The 18117-nt window shown below is 64.0% G+C and carries 18 protein-coding genes; 8 read left to right on the plus strand and 10 right to left on the minus strand.

The window, feature by feature from the left end:
• Window positions 1-2 precede the first annotated feature (2 nt).
• The 3 genes from PSN43_RS02170 to PSN43_RS02180 all read right to left on the minus strand — a co-directional run bounded on the left by PSN43_RS02170 (window position 3) and on the right by PSN43_RS02180 (window position 1679).
• On the minus strand, window positions 3-179 hold the full coding sequence (locus tag PSN43_RS02170) for a hypothetical protein (RefSeq protein WP_272699074.1): 177 nt from the start codon (window positions 177-179) through the stop codon (window positions 3-5).
• Between the two features lie 166 nt (window positions 180-345).
• On the minus strand, window positions 346-1110 hold the full coding sequence (locus PSN43_RS02175; protein ID WP_272699075.1) for a polyphenol oxidase family protein: 765 nt from the start codon (window positions 1108-1110) through the stop codon (window positions 346-348).
• The gene (locus tag PSN43_RS02180; protein ID WP_272699076.1) at window positions 1098-1679 is read right to left on the minus strand and encodes a 5-formyltetrahydrofolate cyclo-ligase; all 582 of its coding nucleotides are present in this window, start codon (window positions 1677-1679) and stop codon (window positions 1098-1100) included. The genes PSN43_RS02175 and PSN43_RS02180 overlap by 13 nt, the downstream gene beginning before the upstream one ends.
• A gap of 144 nt (window positions 1680-1823) precedes the next feature.
• On the opposite strand from PSN43_RS02180, the gene PSN43_RS02185 reads away from it, so the two are divergent.
• Both PSN43_RS02185 and PSN43_RS02190 read left to right on the plus strand, forming a co-directional pair.
• Window positions 1824-3203 (plus strand): sigma-54-dependent transcriptional regulator, encoded by a 1380-nt coding sequence (locus PSN43_RS02185; RefSeq protein ID WP_272699077.1) that lies wholly within the window; start codon window positions 1824-1826, stop codon window positions 3201-3203.
• Entirely contained in the window at window positions 3204-4367 is a 1164-nt protein-coding gene (locus PSN43_RS02190; RefSeq protein ID WP_272699078.1) for an ATP-grasp domain-containing protein, read from the plus strand.
• A 99-nt stretch (window positions 4368-4466) separates the two neighbouring features.
• Here the strand turns inward: PSN43_RS02190 and PSN43_RS02195 are convergent, their stop codons facing one another.
• A complete protein-coding gene (locus PSN43_RS02195) occupies window positions 4467-5066 on the minus strand; it encodes an HD-GYP domain-containing protein (RefSeq protein ID WP_272699079.1) in 600 nt (199 codons plus the stop codon).
• Window positions 5067-5212: 146 nt separating this feature from the next.
• Between PSN43_RS02195 and PSN43_RS02200 the strand changes: the two genes are divergently transcribed.
• Together PSN43_RS02200 and PSN43_RS02205 are read left to right on the plus strand one after the other, a co-directional pair.
• Window positions 5213-8065, plus strand: coding sequence for a DEAD/DEAH box helicase (locus PSN43_RS02200; RefSeq protein ID WP_442874860.1), 2853 nt, complete (start codon window positions 5213-5215; stop codon window positions 8063-8065).
• 104 nt (window positions 8066-8169) lie between these two features.
• Window positions 8170-8940 carry a tetratricopeptide repeat protein gene (locus tag PSN43_RS02205; RefSeq protein WP_272699081.1) on the plus strand — a complete coding sequence of 257 codons (771 nt, stop codon included), beginning with the start codon at window positions 8170-8172 and terminating at the stop codon, window positions 8938-8940.
• A 284-nt stretch (window positions 8941-9224) separates the two neighbouring features.
• Here the strand turns inward: PSN43_RS02205 and PSN43_RS02210 are convergent, their stop codons facing one another.
• Both PSN43_RS02210 and PSN43_RS02215 read right to left on the minus strand, forming a co-directional pair.
• Window positions 9225-10991: an N-acetylmuramoyl-L-alanine amidase gene (locus tag PSN43_RS02210; protein WP_442874857.1), complete on the minus strand. Its 1767-nt coding sequence runs from the start codon at window positions 10989-10991 to the stop codon at window positions 9225-9227.
• 152 nt (window positions 10992-11143) lie between these two features.
• Window positions 11144-11881 (minus strand): metallophosphoesterase family protein, encoded by a 738-nt coding sequence (locus PSN43_RS02215; protein WP_272699083.1) that lies wholly within the window; start codon window positions 11879-11881, stop codon window positions 11144-11146.
• 83 nt (window positions 11882-11964) lie between these two features.
• Between PSN43_RS02215 and PSN43_RS02220 the strand changes: the two genes are divergently transcribed.
• Both PSN43_RS02220 and PSN43_RS02225 read left to right on the plus strand, forming a co-directional pair.
• Entirely contained in the window at window positions 11965-12444 is a 480-nt protein-coding gene (locus tag PSN43_RS02220; protein WP_272699084.1) for a chemotaxis protein CheD, read from the plus strand.
• Window positions 12441-13310 carry an HDOD domain-containing protein gene (locus PSN43_RS02225; protein ID WP_272699085.1) on the plus strand — a complete coding sequence of 290 codons (870 nt, stop codon included), beginning with the start codon at window positions 12441-12443 and terminating at the stop codon, window positions 13308-13310. Before PSN43_RS02220 ends, PSN43_RS02225 begins: the two co-directional genes overlap by 4 nt.
• Before the next feature lie 17 nt (window positions 13311-13327).
• Here the strand turns inward: PSN43_RS02225 and PSN43_RS02230 are convergent, their stop codons facing one another.
• Genes PSN43_RS02230 through PSN43_RS02240 form a run of 3 tightly spaced genes read right to left on the minus strand, consistent with a single transcriptional unit; the run spans window position 13328 to window position 15748 of the window.
• On the minus strand, window positions 13328-13984 hold the full coding sequence (locus PSN43_RS02230; protein ID WP_272699086.1) for a peptidylprolyl isomerase: 657 nt from the start codon (window positions 13982-13984) through the stop codon (window positions 13328-13330).
• Window positions 13985-14008: 24 nt separating this feature from the next.
• Window positions 14009-14818 (minus strand): shikimate dehydrogenase, encoded by an 810-nt coding sequence (gene aroE / locus PSN43_RS02235; protein WP_272699087.1) that lies wholly within the window; start codon window positions 14816-14818, stop codon window positions 14009-14011.
• Window positions 14819-14821: 3 nt separating this feature from the next.
• The gene (locus PSN43_RS02240; RefSeq protein ID WP_272699088.1) at window positions 14822-15748 is read right to left on the minus strand and encodes an ACP S-malonyltransferase; all 927 of its coding nucleotides are present in this window, start codon (window positions 15746-15748) and stop codon (window positions 14822-14824) included.
• A 513-nt stretch (window positions 15749-16261) separates the two neighbouring features.
• Here PSN43_RS02240 and PSN43_RS02245 point away from each other — a divergent pair.
• Together PSN43_RS02245 and PSN43_RS02250 are read left to right on the plus strand one after the other, a co-directional pair.
• Complete coding sequence (locus PSN43_RS02245) at window positions 16262-16687, plus strand: HIT family protein (protein WP_272699089.1); 426 nt, start codon at window positions 16262-16264, stop codon at window positions 16685-16687.
• A 31-nt stretch (window positions 16688-16718) separates the two neighbouring features.
• Window positions 16719-17003, plus strand: a complete 285-nt coding sequence (locus PSN43_RS02250; RefSeq protein WP_272699090.1) for an integration host factor subunit alpha — start codon at window positions 16719-16721, stop codon at window positions 17001-17003.
• Between the two features lie 62 nt (window positions 17004-17065).
• On the opposite strand, the gene PSN43_RS02255 is transcribed toward PSN43_RS02250, so the two are convergent.
• Window positions 17066-17758, minus strand: coding sequence for an SPOR domain-containing protein (locus PSN43_RS02255; RefSeq protein ID WP_272699091.1), 693 nt, complete (start codon window positions 17756-17758; stop codon window positions 17066-17068).
• Window positions 17759-18117: the final 359 nt, after the last annotated feature.

An 18117-nucleotide genomic window follows, 5' to 3' on the forward strand; every position in this document is an offset into this window, starting at 1 on the left:
GGCTAGCGGTTCATGAAGTTGGACAGGATGGACAGTCCGAGCATGACGATGACGATGATGAGCAGGATATTGGTCAGCCGGTCGCGCCGCGCCGCCCGTTGCTGCTTGGACCTGGTGAACTGGCTGAAGATCAGGAAGATCAGGCCGAGGATGATGATCAGTTTGACGAGCAGGCTCATGGGGAGGGTGTAGCGGATTTCCCGGAAAAAGTCTTGCCCGCATCGGGCCTGTGGAATCGTTGCCGGTTCGTCCGGCACGGCAGGGCTGCCCGGGGCGGTGAAACCGGGCAGGGGGCTTTCGCTTCTTCCCTGCGGGGAAGGATGTTGGAGGCCTGTCCTGCGGCGGCTATTTTTTAATCCAGATGATACCGCACTGCCTGCCGGTATCCCGGACAGGGGCCGCGCACGCCTTGCGGTATGAGAAGAAGGTGTCGTTCATGGTCATGGTGCAGAGGTCGAGTCCGAAAATTTGTTTTCCAGGTACGCCCGCGTCCATCAGTTGATCGCGGGTCAGCCGCCAGAGGTCCATGGTCCGGCTCGCGGAATTGAACCAGGGGCGGAATTGGTCGCCGAAGTCCTTGTCGAAGTTGACGAATTCGGCGGATTCCGGACCCAGCGAGGGGCCACGAACGGCAAAGATGTCCTCGGGCTTGAGTCCGTAGCGGTCGCAGAAGCGGCGCACGCCCGAACCGGGAAAGTCCAGCTTGTTGCCGCGCCAGCCAGCGTGCAGCCCGGCCACGAATTTGCCCGAGCGGTGGGCCAGGAGAATGGGCTGGCAGTCGGCGGTCTTGATGACCAGGCCATAGCCGGGTTCGGCCGTGGTCATGCCGTCGCCGTCCAGGGTCGGGCGTTCTTCCGGGGCGTGGGGCGCGGGATCGAAATGGATGACGTCGCCGTGCACCTGGTTGAGTTCGCACCAGCCGGTCAGTCCCATGCGTTCGAAAACCGCCCTTCGGTTGACGGCCACGGCCTCCGGATCGTCGTTCACGTCGAAGGATATGTTGGCCGAGTCGTGGGGCGGCTCGGAAACGCCTCCCCGCCGGGAGGTGAAGGCGCAGGCCACCTGCGGGATGTCCACGAACTGAAAGGGGAAGAAGGCTACGGCCGCCATAGTTCGTCCTCGGTGCAGACCACGTCCACCGGCTTGTCCCAGGGCTCGGTCGGGATGCTTTCGACGAGCTGGAACTCGTGGGCCACGCCGACGATAAGGGTGTCCCGCATGGCCTCAGTGGCCAGCAGCCTGTCGTAATACCCGCCGCCGAAGCCCAGCCGGTTGCCCCGCCGGTCGAAGCTCACGCCCGGAATGAGCGCGATGTTCGGGCGGCAGGAGTCCACCGCCGGGCAGCGCATGGCGTCCGGCTCCAGGATGGAGAACGCGCCCGGCACCAGTTCGTCTTCGCAGGCGGCGCAGGCCAGGTCCATTTCGCCGGGGGAGTCCGGGCGGCAGCGGGGGAACAATACGCGGCAGCCGCGTTGCCACAGTTCGGCGGCCAGCGGCCGCAGGTCGATTTCGCCTCGGACCGGCCAGTAGAGCAGGGCCTCGGTGGCGTTTTTCCATTCGAAGAGGGTGCGGATGAGCGCAACGGCTCCTTCGCTCGCACGGGCTACCTCGTCGGCGGTCAGGGCGGCACGGCGTCTGATGAGCCGTTCGCGCAGTTCGGTTTTTCCCTTTTCAGACATGGCGGAAAGCTACCATGGCCGCAAACGACAATCCAGCGGCAAAGGGTGAAATTCCGGCGACACGGGGATGGCCCTTGGTTTTCGGTCCGTCTTGGTCTATCTTCCCAATGCCTGATATGTAATGGACATCACCCCGGAGACCGAATGGCAGCAAACATACTCATACTCGACGACGAAAAGAACTATCTGCTCATCCTGGAGTCCATCCTGGAGGACGAGGGATACGGCGTGACCACCTTGTCCGATCCGGAGATGGGACTGGCATATCTCGAGGATTCCGAGGTCGACGTGATCCTGACCGACATGAAGATGCCCGGCATGTCGGGCCGGGATGTGCTCGAACACTGCAAGAAGAACTATCCGCATATCCCGGTGTTGATAATGACCGCCTTCGGTTCCATCGAGGCCGCGGTGGAGGCCATGCGCATCGGGGCCTTCGACTACATCACCAAGCCCTTCGCCAACGAGGAGCTGCTCCTGTCCATCTCCAAGGCCGTGCAGTACGCCTCCACCCAGCAGGAGAACATCCGGCTGAAAAAGGAAATTCGCGACAGGTATTCCAAGGACAACATCATCGCTCGCGGCAAGGGGATGCAGCAGGTTCTGGACATGGTCGACAGGGCCGCCCCCTCCAAATCCACGGTGCTCATTCTCGGCGAGTCCGGCACGGGCAAGGAGCTCGTGGCCCGGGCCATCCACACTTCCTCGCCCCGGCGCGAGGCTCCCTTCGTCACGGTCAACTGCATGGCCCTGAACCCCGGCGTCCTCGAATCCGAGCTTTTCGGCCATGAGAAGGGGTCCTTCACCGGCGCCACGGCCATGCGCAAGGGCCGGTTCGAGCAGGCCAACAAGGGCACGCTCTTTCTCGACGAGATCGGCGAGCTGACCCCGGAACTTCAGGTCAAGCTCCTGCGCGTGTTGCAGGAACATCAGATAGAGCGCGTGGGCGGGACCGAGACCCTGGATGTGGATATCCGCATAGTGGCCGCCACCAACAAGAATCTCCAGGATTCGGTGGCCAAGGGCGAGTTCCGCGAGGACCTGTTCTACCGCCTGAACGTCGTTTCCCTCTTCATGCCGCCCCTGCGCGAGCGACGCGAGGATATTCCGCTCCTGGCCGCGCATTTCCTTGAGAAATACAACAAGGAAAACCAGATGGAGATTTCCGGTTTCACCTCGGCGGCCATGGATTACCTGACCGCCTACGAATGGCCCGGCAACGTGCGGCAGCTTGAGAACGTGGTCGAGAGGTGCACCGTCCTGGCCCGCAACGTGGTCATCGACGCCGACGACCTGCCGCCCGAGATCAAGGATGAGGAAGCGCAGTTCAAGTCCGCCGTGGATCTTCTGCCCACCAAGCTCAATCTGGCCGATACCATGGACAAGATCGAGGGAGCCCTGGTCAAGCGCGCTTTGGTCAGGACCGACTTCGTTCAGGTCAAGGCCGCCGAGATGCTTGGCCTTTCCAAGTCCAACCTACAGTACAAATTGAAAAAATACGGCCTGACAGGCAAAGCGAAATAGATGTTCGTCATCGATTATCCCTACGTTTCCGACTTCCTGCTCGACTCCATTCGCGAACTCGACCAGCCCGTGCTCGATACGCCCCAGGCCCGGAGCCTGGCCAAGGGTGCGCCCCTCGCCTACATCGACGAGATCGAATTTTCCGCCCGCATGGCCCTGGGCGGCAAGGTCCTGACCAATTCTGAGAACGGGTTGGGGCACGTCCTGCGTTGCCGGTGCAACGAGGACCTGGCCCGGCAGATAGACGTCTGCAAGGACAAGGCGCTCTTCCGCGAGGCCGTGGCCGCCCTGCATCCGGACTACGTCTTTCGGCGCATTCCCTTTGATGATTTGGCCGCTTTCGACGCCTCGTCCATGCCTTGTCCCTTTGTCGTCAAGCCCACTCGGGGCTTCTTCAGCCTGGGCGTGCATGTGGTCGGTTCGCCCGCCGACTGGCACGCGACGGTCCGCGCCATCGAGGCCGAGCGCGAGGCCCTGAACGCCGAGTACCCCGAAGCGGTGGTCAGCGGGGGCGAGTTTATCGCGGAAGCGTCCATCGACGGCGAGGAGTACGCCGTCGACGTCTACTACGATGCCGACGGCAACCCGGTGATTACCAACATCATGCATCACGCATTTCTGTCCGCCGACGACATCTCGGACCGCCTTTACTACACCTCGGCACGGATCATCGAAACCTGGCTGCTGCCTTTTACCGACTACCTTCGCGACGTGGGCAGGGAGTGCGGCTTCCGCGATTTCGCCACCCATGTGGAGGTGCGCGTTACCGCAACCGGCGACATCCTGCCCATCGAAGCCAACCCCCTGCGTTTCGCGGGCTGGTGCGTGGCCGACATGACCTCCATGGCCTGGGGATTCGATCCCTATGAAGCCTATTTCAAGGAACTGCGTCCCGATTGGGACGCCATCCTCTCCTCGGACCAGGGGAACGCCACCGTCATGGTCATCGGCGACCTGCCGTCCGGCCTGGACCGCGCCTCCATCCGGGACATCGACTACGACGGATTCCGGTCTCTTTTTTCCAACATCTTGGAATTGCGTAAAATTGATTACATGCAATACCCCGTCTTCGCCTTTGCCTTCGCGACCATGTCCGAAGGCGATCTGGAGGCCCTCAAGCCGGTCCTCGCTCAGGACTTCACCCGCTTCGTCGGGATGAAGTAAGCGTTTCTCTTCTCTTCTGATCGGAACAAAAAGGCCGCTGCGGACATCCGCGGCGGCCTTTTTATGCATAGTGGAGGCGGGGTGATGCCGTTGGCCGGGCTAGAAGAGGTCGATGCGGCCGTCCGTCCTGTCATACCAGGCGAGGAACCCGTCCACGCATTCCGGGCAAAGGAGACGGTTTCGCTCCTCCTTGATTATTTCGGCGGCTACGGCACGCGGCAGTGAGTCGCGGTGGGGCCGTTCGGAGATCATGGCGCAGTAAACGTCGGCCACGGCGATGAGCCGCGCCGGGTTGGGGATGGCCTCGCCTGCCAGGCCGTCGGGATAGCCCGAGCCGTCCCAACGCTCGTGGTGGCGGCGGCAGACTTCAGCCACGTCCGCCAATTGCGGGATGGCGGCGAGCAGGTCCGCGCCGAGCCGTGCGTGTTCCCGGATGTGCGCGAATTCCCCGGACGTGAGTTTCGTGGTTTTGAGCAGGACCGAATCCCTGATGCCCACCAGGCCGATATTATGCAGCCTGCCCATGAGCAGCAGGCGTTCCAGGACGGCTTTGGGCTTGCCCAGGGCCTTGGCGACGCCGTGCGCCACGCGGGCGACCTTTTCGGAGTGGAACGCTGTGGATTCTGTCCGCGACTCGGCGGCGCGGGCTATTTCGATGAGGCAGGCCAGGCTGCCGGGGAGGCTTTGTTCGGGCGGCATGGTTGCTCCGGGAGGCTGAACGGGTTTACGCCCCAAGTATGCGGATGCGCCGTACCTGGGGCAATTATATTTAGCGGCTTGCCTCGCCCTTGCGCCCGAAGTAGGATTCGGGTGTGGAAAGCCCAGTCTTCGAATACGTATCGGCCATGCTCGATTCCGAGCGCATGGCCCATCAGATAGCCCACCACCGGATCGTCGAGGGAGCGGACGCCCGGTTTGGCGAGCCTCGCCGCCCGTGGCCCGCCGCCCTGCAAAACGCGCTTTCACTGCTCGGCATCGACAAGCTTTACGACCATCAGGCCGAGGCTGTGGACTATGTCCGTGCGGGGCGTCACGTCGTGGTTGCCACGCCCACGGCCAGCGGCAAGACCCTGACCTACAATCTCCCGGTCATCGAGCAGTGCCTGGCCGACCCCGAGTCCAAGGCGTTGTATCTTTTCCCGCTCAAGGCGCTTGCCCAGGACCAGCTCAAGGGATTCAACGAGCTGACCGCGCTGCTGCCGAAGGAGCGTAGGCCCACTGCGGCCATCTACGACGGCGACACCACGCCCCATTTCCGCAAGAAGATCAGGAATTCGCCGCCCAACGTGATTCTTTCGAACCCGGAGATGGTCCATCTGTCCATGCTCCCGCACCACGCGGGCTGGGCCGAATTCCTGTCCGGGTTGACGCACATCGTGGTGGACGAGGTGCACACCTATCGAGGGGTCATGGGCGGTCACATGGCCATGGTCTTCCGCCGACTCATGCGGCTGTGCCGTTACTACGGGGCCAGCCCGACCTTCGTGTTCTGCTCGGCGACCATCGGCAACCCGGCCGAGTTGTGCCGGATGCTCACCGGCCTCGACGCCCACCCCATCCTGGAGTCCGGGGCCGCGCACGGCGGGCGGCACATGATCTTCATCAACCCTGACGCCAGCCCGTCCAAGGCCGCCATCCAGCTCCTGCGGGCGGCCCTGGCGCGCGGCCTCAGGACCATAGTCTACTGCCAGTCGCGCAAGATGACCGAGCTGATTTCCATTTGGGCCTCGGAACACAGCGGGGAGTTCAGGGACCGCATCTCCGCCTACCGGGCCGGGTTCCTGCCCGAGGAGCGGCGCGAGATCGAGGCTCGCATGGCCGACGGCGATCTGCTGGCCGTCATTTCGACCTCGGCGCTGGAGCTGGGCATCGACATCGGCGGGCTGGACGTCTGCATCATGGTCGGCTACCCCGGCTCCATCATGGCCACCCTGCAACGGGGCGGCCGGGTGGGTCGCAGCCAAAGGGATTCCGCCGTGGCGCTCATCGCCCAGGAGGACGCCCTGGACCAGTATTTCATGCGCAACCCGGAGGATTTCTTCGCCCGTCCGCCCGAGTCGGCCATGCTCAACCCGTTCAACCCGGTCATCATGGACCGTCATCTGATCTGCGCCGCGGCCGAGCTGACCTTGCGCCGTGGCGAGGAGTTCCTGGCCGAGGAGCCTGTGGCCCGCAGGGTCGGGCAGTTGGTGGACGCGGGTGAGCTTTTCGAGGTCGAGCCGGACCTGCCCGGCCATCCCGTGGAGATAGTCACCCACCGCAAACGGCCGCATCGGGACGTCGACCTGCGCGGGGCGGGCAGCCAACTGCATATCGAGGACAACTCCCTCGACCGCGAAAAGGCGCCCGTCATCGGGACCATAGACCAGTACCGGGCGTTCAGGGAGACCCATCCGGGCGCGGTGTATCTGCACCGGGGGCGGACCTTCGTCGTCGAGGGGCTGGACCTGGCCGCCGGAGCGGTGCACGCCGTGGCGCGGCGGGTGGGCTATTACACCAAGCCGAGAGGGTCCAAGGAGACCGAGATTCTTGAGGTCCTGGGTCAGAAGGCGAGCTTCGGCACGCGCGTCTATTTCGGCCGGGTCAAGGTCACGGAGATGATTACCGGGTACGAGAAGCGGTCCGTGCGCGGCGGCAAGCTGCTCGGCATCGTGCCCCTGGACCTGCCGCCGCAGGTCTTCGAGACCGAGGCCATCTGGTTCGAGATCGGCCACGACATCCGGCGGCGGTGCGAAGAGGAGTTCCTGCATTTCATGGGCGGCATCCACGCCTTCGAGCACGCGGCCATCGGGATGCTGCCGCTGCTGGTCATGACCGACCGCAACGATCTGGGCGGCATATCCACGCCCATGCATACCCAGGTGGACGGCCCGGCGGTGTTCATTTACGACGGAATGCCCGGCGGCGCGGGGTTGACCCGCCAAGCCTTCGAGCGCGCCGACGAGCTTATCGAAACTACCCTCAAGACCATCCGGGACTGCCCGTGCGAGCTGGGTTGTCCCTCCTGCGTTCATTCGCCCAAATGCGGGTCGGGCAACCGGCCCATCGACAAACGGGCCGCCCTGTTCGTGCTGGAAGCCATCCGCTCGGGCGACCCCAAATCCATCACCCCGAAGGACATCGACGTGAACACGCTCCCCGGCATCGACATGAAGCGGCCCGCGCCGAAACGATTCGGCGTCATCGACATCGAAACCCGCTACTCCGCCGACGAGGTGGGCGGCTGGAACCGCGCCGACCGCATGGGCGTGTCCATCGCCTGCGTCTGGGATTCGGGCGATGAGGCCATGTTCGACTACGAGCAGGACGACATGAACGGCCTTGTGGCTCACCTGCAACGGTTCGACCTGGTCATCGGCTTCAACCATATCAAGTTCGACTATGCCGTGCTCGGCGGCCTGCATCCTTTCAGCTTCCGTTCGTTGCCCAGCCTCGATCTGCTGACGGAAGTCCAGAACCGTCTCGGCTACCGGGTCAAGCTGGACAACATCGCGTCGGCCACCCTGGGCGCGGGCAAGTCCGCAGACGGGCTCCAGGCGCTCAAGTGGTGGAAGGAAGGGCGGCTTGATTTGATTACCGAATATTGCCGCCAGGATGTGGCCGTTACGAGGGACGTGTATCTTTTCGGACGGGAGTACGGCCACGTGTTTTTCACCAACAAGGCCGGGCAAAAGGTCAAGCTGCCCGTGCAGTGGTAGGGCCTTCACCCGGCGATTTCGGCGCAGCGTTGCTTTGACATTGCGCGCCGAGGCGTATTAGATCGTTATTGGCGGTATCGTATCCTGTAAACGAGGTTTCGGGCATGATATTACGGTCGTTTTCCTTCCTGCTGATTCTTTCCCTGCTCCTGGGAGGCATTTATTGCTCGGCCCTGCCTGCGGTGGGCCGCGATATCAAGGCCGCAGCGCGGTCGGGCGACGCCGCGGCCCAGGTGATCCTGGCGCGGATGTATTTCGAAGGGACTTTCGGGAGCCACGACCCGGTCATGTCCGCTCGCTGGCTGTTGGCCGCGGTGGATCAGGGCGATCCCGACGCCATGAACATCCTGGGCCGGTTCTACCTGTCCGGGGTGGGGGTTGAGCGCGACGAGGCCAGGGGGCTGTCCCTGCTCAGGGAAGCCGCCGACAGGGGCCAGCCCCAGGCTCAGGCGTATATGGCCTATGCCTACGGGGAAGGCGCGGGCGTGGAGCGCGACACCGTCGAGTTCCTGCGCTGGACCAGGCGGGCCGCTGAAAACGGCGACGCCCGGAGCCGGTACAATCTGGCCGTCCTCTACCTGACCGGCAGCCTGGTTTCCCAGGATGTCCCGGCCGGGCGCGCCCTGCTTGAACTCTCGGCGGACCAGGGGTTCACCGAAGCCCAAGTGGCCCTTGGGGAGCTGTTGATCCGAAATCTGGACCAGCCGTCCGATCTGGTGGAGGCGGGCAAGTGGTTCGCCATCGCCGGAACAAAGGGCCATCCCCGGGCCGAAAAACGGCTTCACCAGATCGTCGAGTTCATGTCCCGCGAGGAGATGGACGAGGCGGGCCGCCGCGCCAATGCCTGGCTTCGGGCCAAGGCCGCCGCGCGATAACCCGCCCGCATACTCTTGGCGTCCGTTGCGCCTTACGCCATGGCCCGATGCGGCATATCATTTCCCGCGCAGGCCGCGTCCGGGCGGCGTTTTGCCGCGCTATCGGTTCGTTATCGAACGGCGACGATGTCTTTCCCCGTCCGTGTGCCCTTGGCGGCACGGCCTGACGCAATACCCGCGCCTCGGTGGAGGCGCGGTTTTTTTGTTGCCGTGACGGGGACGCGCCGAAGCGCGGGAACCAGGGTGCGCCGTTCGGTCAGAAACCGGAGGCGCGCCATGAACGCCTAGTTCATGGCGTAGCGTTCGATCTGGCTCTTGTAGGCGAGAATGCCGTCGACGATGCCGTTGGCTAGGTGCCCGAGGTACTTGTCCGAACGCAGCCGGCCGGCCTCGGTCTTGTTGGTGATATAGCCGATCTCCACGAGGATCGAGGGCATTTTCGCGCCCATGAGCACATAGAACGGAGCCTCGCGGGTCCCCTTGTTGTTGAGGGGGTAGGCCTTGCGCACCCGGTTGATGGTCTGGGTCTGCACGTCTTGGGCAAGGTCGCGCGACTCCTTGATCTTGGAGTTGACCATCAGGTCGGTGAGGATGAACTGCAAATCCGATATGGCGCGGGGGTCCACGGCGTTTTCACGGGCCGCGATGCGCACGGCCGCGTCGGTTTTGGCCAGGTTGAGGCTGTAGGTTTCGAGCCCGCTGATCTTGCGGCTGTGGTTGGCGTTGCAGTGGATGGACAGGAACAGGTCGGCCTTCTGGGCGTTGGCCATGGCCGTGCGTTTTTCCAGCGGGATGAAGACGTCCGTGGTCCGGGTATAGACGACGTTGAAGCCCTTGGCCTGGAGCTTGCCGCCGAGCAGCTTGGCGAACTTCAGGTTGATGTCCTTTTCGCGCAGCCCGTTGGCCGTGGCGCCGGGGTCCTTGCCGCCGTGCCCGGCGTCGATCATGATGGTCCGGACCGTCAGCCCGAGCTGTTCGAGAAGGCTGCCCGCCATCTGCTTGCTGCCCTTGGGCGGGCGGTATTGCGAGTTCGCCGTGGTCTTGTGCCCGGGGTCGGCCTTGGCCGCGACAACGGGCGTCTGCCCGTCGGGCGCGTACACGTCGATGACGATGCGGTAGGGGTTTTGCAGGGGAAAGACCTTGTATTCCTGCATATTCAGGAAATCGAGAACCACGCGGGTGGTGTCCTGGGAATACTGGCCCGTGCGGATGGAGCGCAGGATGCCGTCGGACACGGTGGTGGCCGGGGTCACATCGCGTCCCAGGCGGGAGCCCTCCAGGTCAATGTACAGCCGGTGGGGCCGGTTGACCGCAGGGTTGGGGCCGAGCACCTGATAGCGGTACTTGACCTGGTCGTCCAGTTCGAGAACCACGCGGGTGTACTCGTCGCTGGAGGTGTAGCGCACCACATCGAGGTGGGCCGGGCTGGCGGGAGTATGCTGTCCGGCGGGAGCGGCCTTGGCCGTGGGCGTCTGTTTCTTCGGGGCGGATTTGCCCGAAACCTGGGCTATGGCCCAGTCGTATTTGCCCAATTGCTTGAGGGATGCCTCGGCCTTGGGCTTCATGTCGCCCTTGGGGTAGTCGACGATGATGGTCGCCAGGTCCAGCCGGGCCTGGGTAACCATGTTGAGCCGCCTGGCGTTGATCTCGGCGCGCCGGAAAAGGCAGTCGTCTGCCCAGCCGTGGTCGGGATACCGGGCCAGGACCCTGTCGTAATAGTCCACGGCTTTGCGGAAATCGGATTTCAGCCCGCTTCGTTCGCCCAGTTCCTCCCTGGTCCGGCCGAGATAATACAGGGCCTTGGGCGCATAGGAGCCGTTCGGCGAGGCCTTGAGGCAATCCGTGAAGATGTTCTCCACTTTTTGCCAGTTGGAACGGTATTTGGCCTTCCGGGCGTTGTTCACCAGGGCGTGGAATTCGGAGTGTCCGGCCGTGAAGTAGGATTTGGCGGAAGCGGCCGGGGCGGGACGCGCGCACAGAAGAAGCGCCGCAAAGGCGCATAGCGTCAATGTGGTCAGCAGGCGTATGTTCACTGCGTGAAACTGCTTCATGCGTATCGGACCGTGGCTAGGGTATGGCCCACCCGGCATCGCCTTCCCGCAGGCGCATGTCCGGCAGGTTCATTAAATAAGCATTTTCCAAAAAAATCTAAAAAAAGTCCAGAAGAAAAGGGTGATACGTCGGAAGGCCGTGAAGCGCGGTGTCAGGCCCGTCCGGTTGAGAGCCATTCGGCCCAGTCGCCGCGGCCGTTTTTGCGGGCCAATTCTGCGGCGGATCGCCAGTTATAATCAACGGTTGCGAATTCCGTTTCCCACCCGTGCCCCGTCCGCCAAACCACGGCGTAGCGTGCTTGCGGCGATCCGGCCTCCATGGCGTGGGGCGGGTCGTCGTCGCTATAGGCCGGAAGCCCGACGCTGCCCGGATTGACCACGGTGATGCCGTGGGCCACGGTCAGACCGGCGTGGTGGCTGTGCCCGGCCAGGACCAGACCGCACCCTTCGGCCTCGGGCAGCAGGTCGGCCAGGATAAGGGCCGGGTCGCGCGGAACAGGCAGGCCGGTGGAAACCTCTTCGAGCAGATAGGCCCCGTCGTTTTGGGGAGTGCCGTGGCAAAGCAGGATGTCCGGCTCCGTGCGGAGGGTCTTGGGCAGGGCGGCGAGCCAGGCCAGGGCGGCCGGGCCGAGCAGGTCGCGCACGGCCGCGACGGCGGGCGAAGGATCGCTGCCGAGCAGGATGCGGTCCTGGTTGCCAAGCACGGCGGGCATGTCGAGCCGACGTAGAATATCCCATGTCCCGGCCGGGTCCAGCGGACCGTAGAAGGTGTCGCCGAGGTTGACGAACCGGGTCAGCCCGCGCTTCGCGGCGTGGTCCAGTACGGCCGCGAGCGCGGCGGCGTTGCCGTGGATGTCGGCCAGTACGGCCAGCGGAGCGGAGTCGAGCATGAGCCGACTATCGGGGAAAAAACACGCGAAGGCAAGACCGGCGGCCTTTACTCCCGATACCCCCGGATATAAGAGACATGATAATGAGCAAGACCCTGGTCGTCGGCATTTCCGACATGAAGCTTTCCACCCGCCCGGAAGACGTTATCGTCACCTACTCGCTGGGCTCATGCCTCGGGGTGACCGTCTATGATCCCCGAGCCGGGATCGGCGGCATGGTCCACTGCCTGCTGCCCAGCGCGGCGTCCGCCGGGGAGCGGGCCAGGCGCAACCCCTTCATGTTCGTGAACACGGGCGTGGCCATGACCGTCCGCAGGCTCGTCGATCTCGGGGCCGACAAGCGGCGGCTGGTCTTCAAGGCTGCGGGCGGGGCGAACATGCGCGGTGACCGTCTGTTTGAGACGGGCGCACGGAATTTTCAGGCGCTCATGCGGCTGTTGGACCGCAACGGCAGGAAATTGGCGGCCCGGGACGTGGGCGGCACCATTCCCCGGACGCTCTTCCTGTACCTGGACACGGGGCGTGTGGTAGTGCGTTCCTTTGGAAAGGAGAGCGAGCTGTGAGCAGACGGGACGAGATTCTGGGGGCCTGCGGGAACGTCGTGGCCATGCCGACCTGCGTGCGCGGGGCAGAGGTCCTGATGAACGCGCCGGACGCGGATTTCGACATGCTGGCCCGGATCATCGGGCACGACCCCGGTCTTACCGCCAACCTGCTCAAGGTGGTCAACGCCTCGGTTTCGCCTTCGGGCGGGCCTGTGCTGACCGCGCGGGCCGCCTTCGAGGTCCTCGATTCGGTCGAGGTCCTGCGCTTTTTCGTCTCCACGGGCGTTGCGCCGCATTATATGCGCGCCATCAAGGGATACGACCAGGCCCCTGACATGTTCCTCCGGCATTCCGTTACCGTGGCCGTCGCCTCACGGCAATTGGCTCGGGCATCGGGGATTGCCGCCCCGGACCATGTGTTCACCGCCGGTCTGCTGTCCGGCGTGGGCAAGCTGCTGCTCGGGGCGTACGTGCAGGTGGACCTGAGCGAAATACTGCGGCTGGTCTTTGACGGCGACATGGCCTTCGACGCGGCTGAACGGGCCGTGCTCGGCATTTCCCATGCGGAGTTGGGGAGCATCGTCCTGGATCGTTGGGGGCTGCCGGACTCCATTACCCGGGTGGTGCGCCATCATCTCAGGCCGGACGAATACGAGGGCCGGGACGTGGTCCTGGACCTGGTTCACGTGGGCAACGTGCTGGCCAAGATGATCGGCGTGGGGCTCGGCGCGGACGGGCTCAACTACGAGGTGTCGCCCGCCGCCGTCGGGCGGCTGGGCGTCACATCGTCGGTCATGGACCGGGTCGCGGCGGACGTGGTGGCCGAGCTGGACGGCCTGCGGGACCTGTTCCTCGCCTGCGCTGACGCCGGTTGCCGGGAGTAGCGCCCGGCCGACGCTTCCTATCTGGCCACGTAGGCTTTCTTGATGAACACCGGAGTGACCGGGACGTCTTCCATGCGGCCCGAGCGGGCGGTTTTGACCTCGTTGATCTTCTCGACCACATCCATGCCCCGGATGACCTTGCCGAACGCGCAGTAGCCCGCGCTGACCGATTGCGAGTAGGTATTCGCGCCGGTCTGCGAGGCGGACTGATGGAAGTTGAAGGCCGGGTTGTCCTGCACGTTGAAGAAAAACTCGCTGGTGGCGGAGTCCGGAGCGGCGGCCCGGGCCATGGCGATGGTTCCCTTCACGTTGGAGAGGCCGCTCCCCGCCTCGTTGGGGATGGGGGGCAGCAGCGGGGTCTTGTGCCGGATGGGGAAGGTGAAGCCGCCGCCCTGGACGATGTTCATGGACTTGTCGTCGTCGCCGCCGGTCTTGCGCTGGCGGATGACGCGGTGGAAGATGGTGTTGTCGTAGAAACCGGCGTCAACGTACTTGAGGAAGTTGGCCACGGTCTTGGGGGCCTCCTTGGGGTAGAGCATGATCATGATCCGGCCCATGGATGTCTCCATGATGACCACCGGATTGGGTCCGGCAAGAGCGGAACCGGACAGGGCGGACAGGATCAGGGTAAAGGCCAGGAGCAGCGGAGCGAACAGTCGGGCTGTGCATTTCATGCGGTTTATCCTCTTTCGGTTGTCTTACTGGCGAAGGATCGAGAGCAGCAGACGGCGTGCTTCGGCTTCGTTCATGTCCTGCCCGGTCCACAGCCGGAACTGGGCCAGCCCCTGGTGCAGGAACATCTCCAGCCCGGAAACGATCCTGCGCCCGGCGGCCCGGGCTTCGGCCAGGAAGCGGGTCTCAAGCGGGTTGTACACTATATCATAGGCCACGGCGTTTTCGGCCAGCCGGGCGGCATCGAAGGGCGTTTCCCCTTCCATGGCCCCGGCCATGCCCAGCGGGGTGGCGTTGCAGACCAGCTCCCACGGGAAATCCATGCGTTCGGTCCACTTCACGCATTCCACGCCGAACTCGGCGGCCAGGGCGTCGGCCTTGGCGCGGGTCCGGTTGGACACGGCCACGCGCGGAATGCCGAGTTCCCTGAATGCGGCCAGTGCGGCCCGGGCCGCGCCGCCCGCGCCGAGCACGACGGCCGAGCGCGGCAGCGGGGCGAGCGTGCGCAGGGAGGCGGCGACGCCGATGACGTCGGTATTTTCGCCGCATAACCTGTCACCGTCCCAATACACGGTGTTGACCGCGCCCACGGCCTTGGCCCGGTCCGATATCCGGTCGAGGCAGGCCATGACCGCGCGCTTGTGCGGGATGGTCACGGACAGCCCGTGGATGGGAACGGAGCGCACGCGCTCCATGAATGCGGGCAGGTCCTTGGGCTCCAGCGGCCACGCCTCGTAACGGGCGTCCAGGCCAAGCCGCGCGAAGCCGTGGTTGTGCAGGGCGGGCGACATGGTGTGGCCCAGGGGCCAGCCTATGATGCCGTAGGAGCGGGTCACGGCCTACAGTTCCCCCGCCTGGGCGAGGTCGCCGATGTTCAGGCCGGACCACTTCTCCTCTTCGGAGCCGAGGTTGGCCTTGAGCATCTTGAAGAGCACGCCCTTGGGGCCTATTTCGATGAATTCGCGCACGCCGTGGGCCCACATGGCCTGCATGGTCTGAATCCACAGGACCGAGGAGGTCATCTGGCTCTGCATGGTCGTCCGGATTCCGGCAGGCTCGGGCTGGGGCAGGGCGGTGGCGTTGTGGAAGACCGGGAAGGCGGGGGCCTTCCAGGACAACGTCTCCAGGAATGCGGCGAACTCGTCGGCGGCCTCCTGGATGAGCGGGGAGTGGAACGCGCCGGAAACGGCCAGGCGGATGGCCCGGCCCTTGGCTTCCTTGACCAGCGCTTCGGCCGCGTCGAGGGCTTCGGCTTCGCCGGACACGACGAACTGCGCCGGGGTGTTGTAGTTGGCGATGCGCAGTTCCTTGCCGGACTGCTTCGCGGCCGCGGCGACGATCTCCTCGACCTTGTCCTGCGGGAGCTTGACCACGGCGGCCATGCCGTGGCCCGCGCCGCCGGATTCGGCCATGAGGCGTCCGCGCAGGATCACGGCCCGGATGCAGTCCTCCACATCGAGCGCGCCGGACGCGCCGAGGGAGGCGAATTCGCCGAGGGAATGCCCGGCGGTGGCCGCCGGGGAAAGCTTGTCCTTCACGGCCAGCCACAGGGTCAGGTTGACCACCGTCAGGGCGGGCTGGAGGGCGCGGGTGTCGGCCATGTCGGCCGCTTCGCCATCCCAGTATATTTCCCGCAGGGCCAGGCCGGACTCGCGCTCGGCCAGCTTCCAGAGGTCCAGGGCGGTGGAATCCGCCTCGGCCACGTCGCGGCCCATGCCTTTTTCCTGGGACCCCTGTCCGGGGAAGAGAATGCCGGTCTTGGTCATGTATGTCTCCTTGAAAATGCGCGTGCCGCAGGCTGCGGTCCGCGCTGTGGTGTCGATTTTCCGTAGCAACCGGATACCGTGCCGCGGAAGTCCGCGTCAAGCGTGTGCAACGGACGGCCGGGCCGATCATTCCGTTCGGAGCGGGCCGGGTCGGCGGGACCGTGACCGGTGCGGCCGTCCTCCGGGGCCTGCTCCTCGGCACAGGGTATTTTCCGGCGGTCCTTTGGCCCGTTCTCAACGGTGTGCGCAATAAGCCGGAATTGTTTCACAATTGATTTGTTCAGTAATTTCATTCTTCCTTGTCCGGGCAACCGTCCGATTTTTCAGACAATATCTAGACTCCCCGTCAGCCCTTGCCGGGCGGGCTTTTTTGGGAATTCAAACGAACTGACTTGATTTAACTGAACATCTCTTGTATGAATGCCAGTAACGGTCAAAAACTATCATCAAATGACTGCGAATCCCATGCGGCTGAAACCCTTGGGATTCAACTCCGATGGAGGAAGAAAACGAATGGCGATTGCGGATTCCGAGTGTATTTTTTGTAAGATAGTGGCCGGGGAGATCCCCTGCGCCAAGGTCTTTGAATCGGACACGGTCCTGGCATTCCTGGATATCGCGCCCGTGCATCCCGGCCATGCGCTGGTGCTGCCCAAGGACCATTACCCGACGCTCATGGACATCCCGCCCGAGCTGGGCAACGACCTGTTCAAGGCCTTGTCGGCCGTGGGCGGCGCCGTGATGAAGGCGACCGGCGCGGACGGACTCAACCTCATGCAGAACAATTTCGAGGCGGCTGGACAACTGGTCAACCACGCTCATTTCCATCTCATTCCCAGGTTCGGCGACGACGGCCTCAGATTGTGGGCCCAGTCGTCTTACGACACCCCGGACGACATGCAGAAACTCGCGGGCACCATCGCGGGATTGCTGAAGTAAGTTATTGATAACCCCTTTTTGGAGGCAATCGATGAGCACTCTCACCAAAGCCGGAATCGTGGATTACATCTACGAACGCACCGACAAGAACCGCGCCGAGATCAAGGACCTGGTGGAAACCATTCTTGAAATCATGAAGACGGCCATCAAGAAGGATCATGCCCTTCTCGTCTCCGGTTTCGGCAAGTTCGAAGCGTACGACAAACGCGCGCGCAAGGGCCGCAATCCGCAGACGACCCAGACCATCACCCTGCCGCCGCGCAAGGTGGTCGTCTTCCGGCTCTCCCGCAAGTTCCGCGCCGAACTGAATCCCTAGGCCGTAGCGACAAAAAAGGGCCGAGCGGCGACGCCCGGCCCTGAAGTCAGGCTTCAACCTGACTACGGCTTCTTCAGCACGAACCCCTTGGGATAGTCCGCCTTCAGGATTTCCAGGGCGCTTACGGCCGTTGTCTCGTCCGGGAACGAACCTGCCTGCACGCGGTACAGTCCTTCGTCGGTCCTGATTATCACAGAGCCCTTGTAGCCGTCTTCAACGAGACGCGCCAGGGCTCTGTTCGCGTTTTCAACATCCGAGAACGCGCCCACCTGCACAAAATACGGTCCGCTCGCGGTCTGGGCCGCACTGGTCGCGTCCGGTTGTCCTCCGATGCCGACGACCTCGTCTTCAGGGTCGGCCCAGGGGTTGGCCCGATCCTGCTTCGGAGCGGCCGGGGCGGCGGGTTGGCTTGCGGGCGCGGGCTGCTTGCTCGCAGCGGCTTCGGCCTCGCGCTTGAGCTGGTCCGCGTCGGGAAGGGCCTCTTCGGCCAAGTTGGCTTCGCCCACGGCGGGGGCCGAGGCTCCGGCCTGCTTGGCGGCGTCCACCTCGTAGACTTCCTCCACGGGGCCGTCCAACGGCTTCTCGTCGCCCACCACGTGGGTTTCTTCAATGATGGGCTGTGCAGCCGTCGGCGCCATCTCCGTTTGTTGGGCGGGTTGCCGCGCCGGTGCGGATTCGATGTGCTTGCGGAAGCAACCGCCCAGCACGAGTGCGGCGGCTGTCAGCGCCGCAAGGGCCAGTATGGTTTTTTTCATGGGTCGCTCTCCCTGTTCGATCTTATTAGGATGTATTTCTAGAGTATGTCTAAAGTAAAGGTCAAGGGATGCGTTGGCAAGCCTGTGCTGCTTAGTGCGGGCGAATGCGTTTTTCCAACCCCGTCAAGATGTTTTTTTATGCTTATCGTTTGATTTTTCCCGACATTCCTTCCCCGAAACGGCTTTTCCCGAAAACAGGGTGTAGGGTTTCCGGGAAGCTCGGGGATCGGCCCCGGGCGCCATCCCGGTTCAGGGGCGGGGGCTGCTGCTCCCGCCCCGTCAGGATGCGGTCCGGGCCCGCCCGGCCCGGTTTATCGGAGGCTGGCCGGATCGAAGCCGAACGGCGGGATGGACGCGGG

It is taken from the genome of Desulfovibrio sp. Fe33, assembly GCF_028532725.1.
In the GTDB taxonomy this organism is placed as follows: Bacteria; Desulfobacterota; Desulfovibrionia; order Desulfovibrionales; family Desulfovibrionaceae; genus Pseudodesulfovibrio.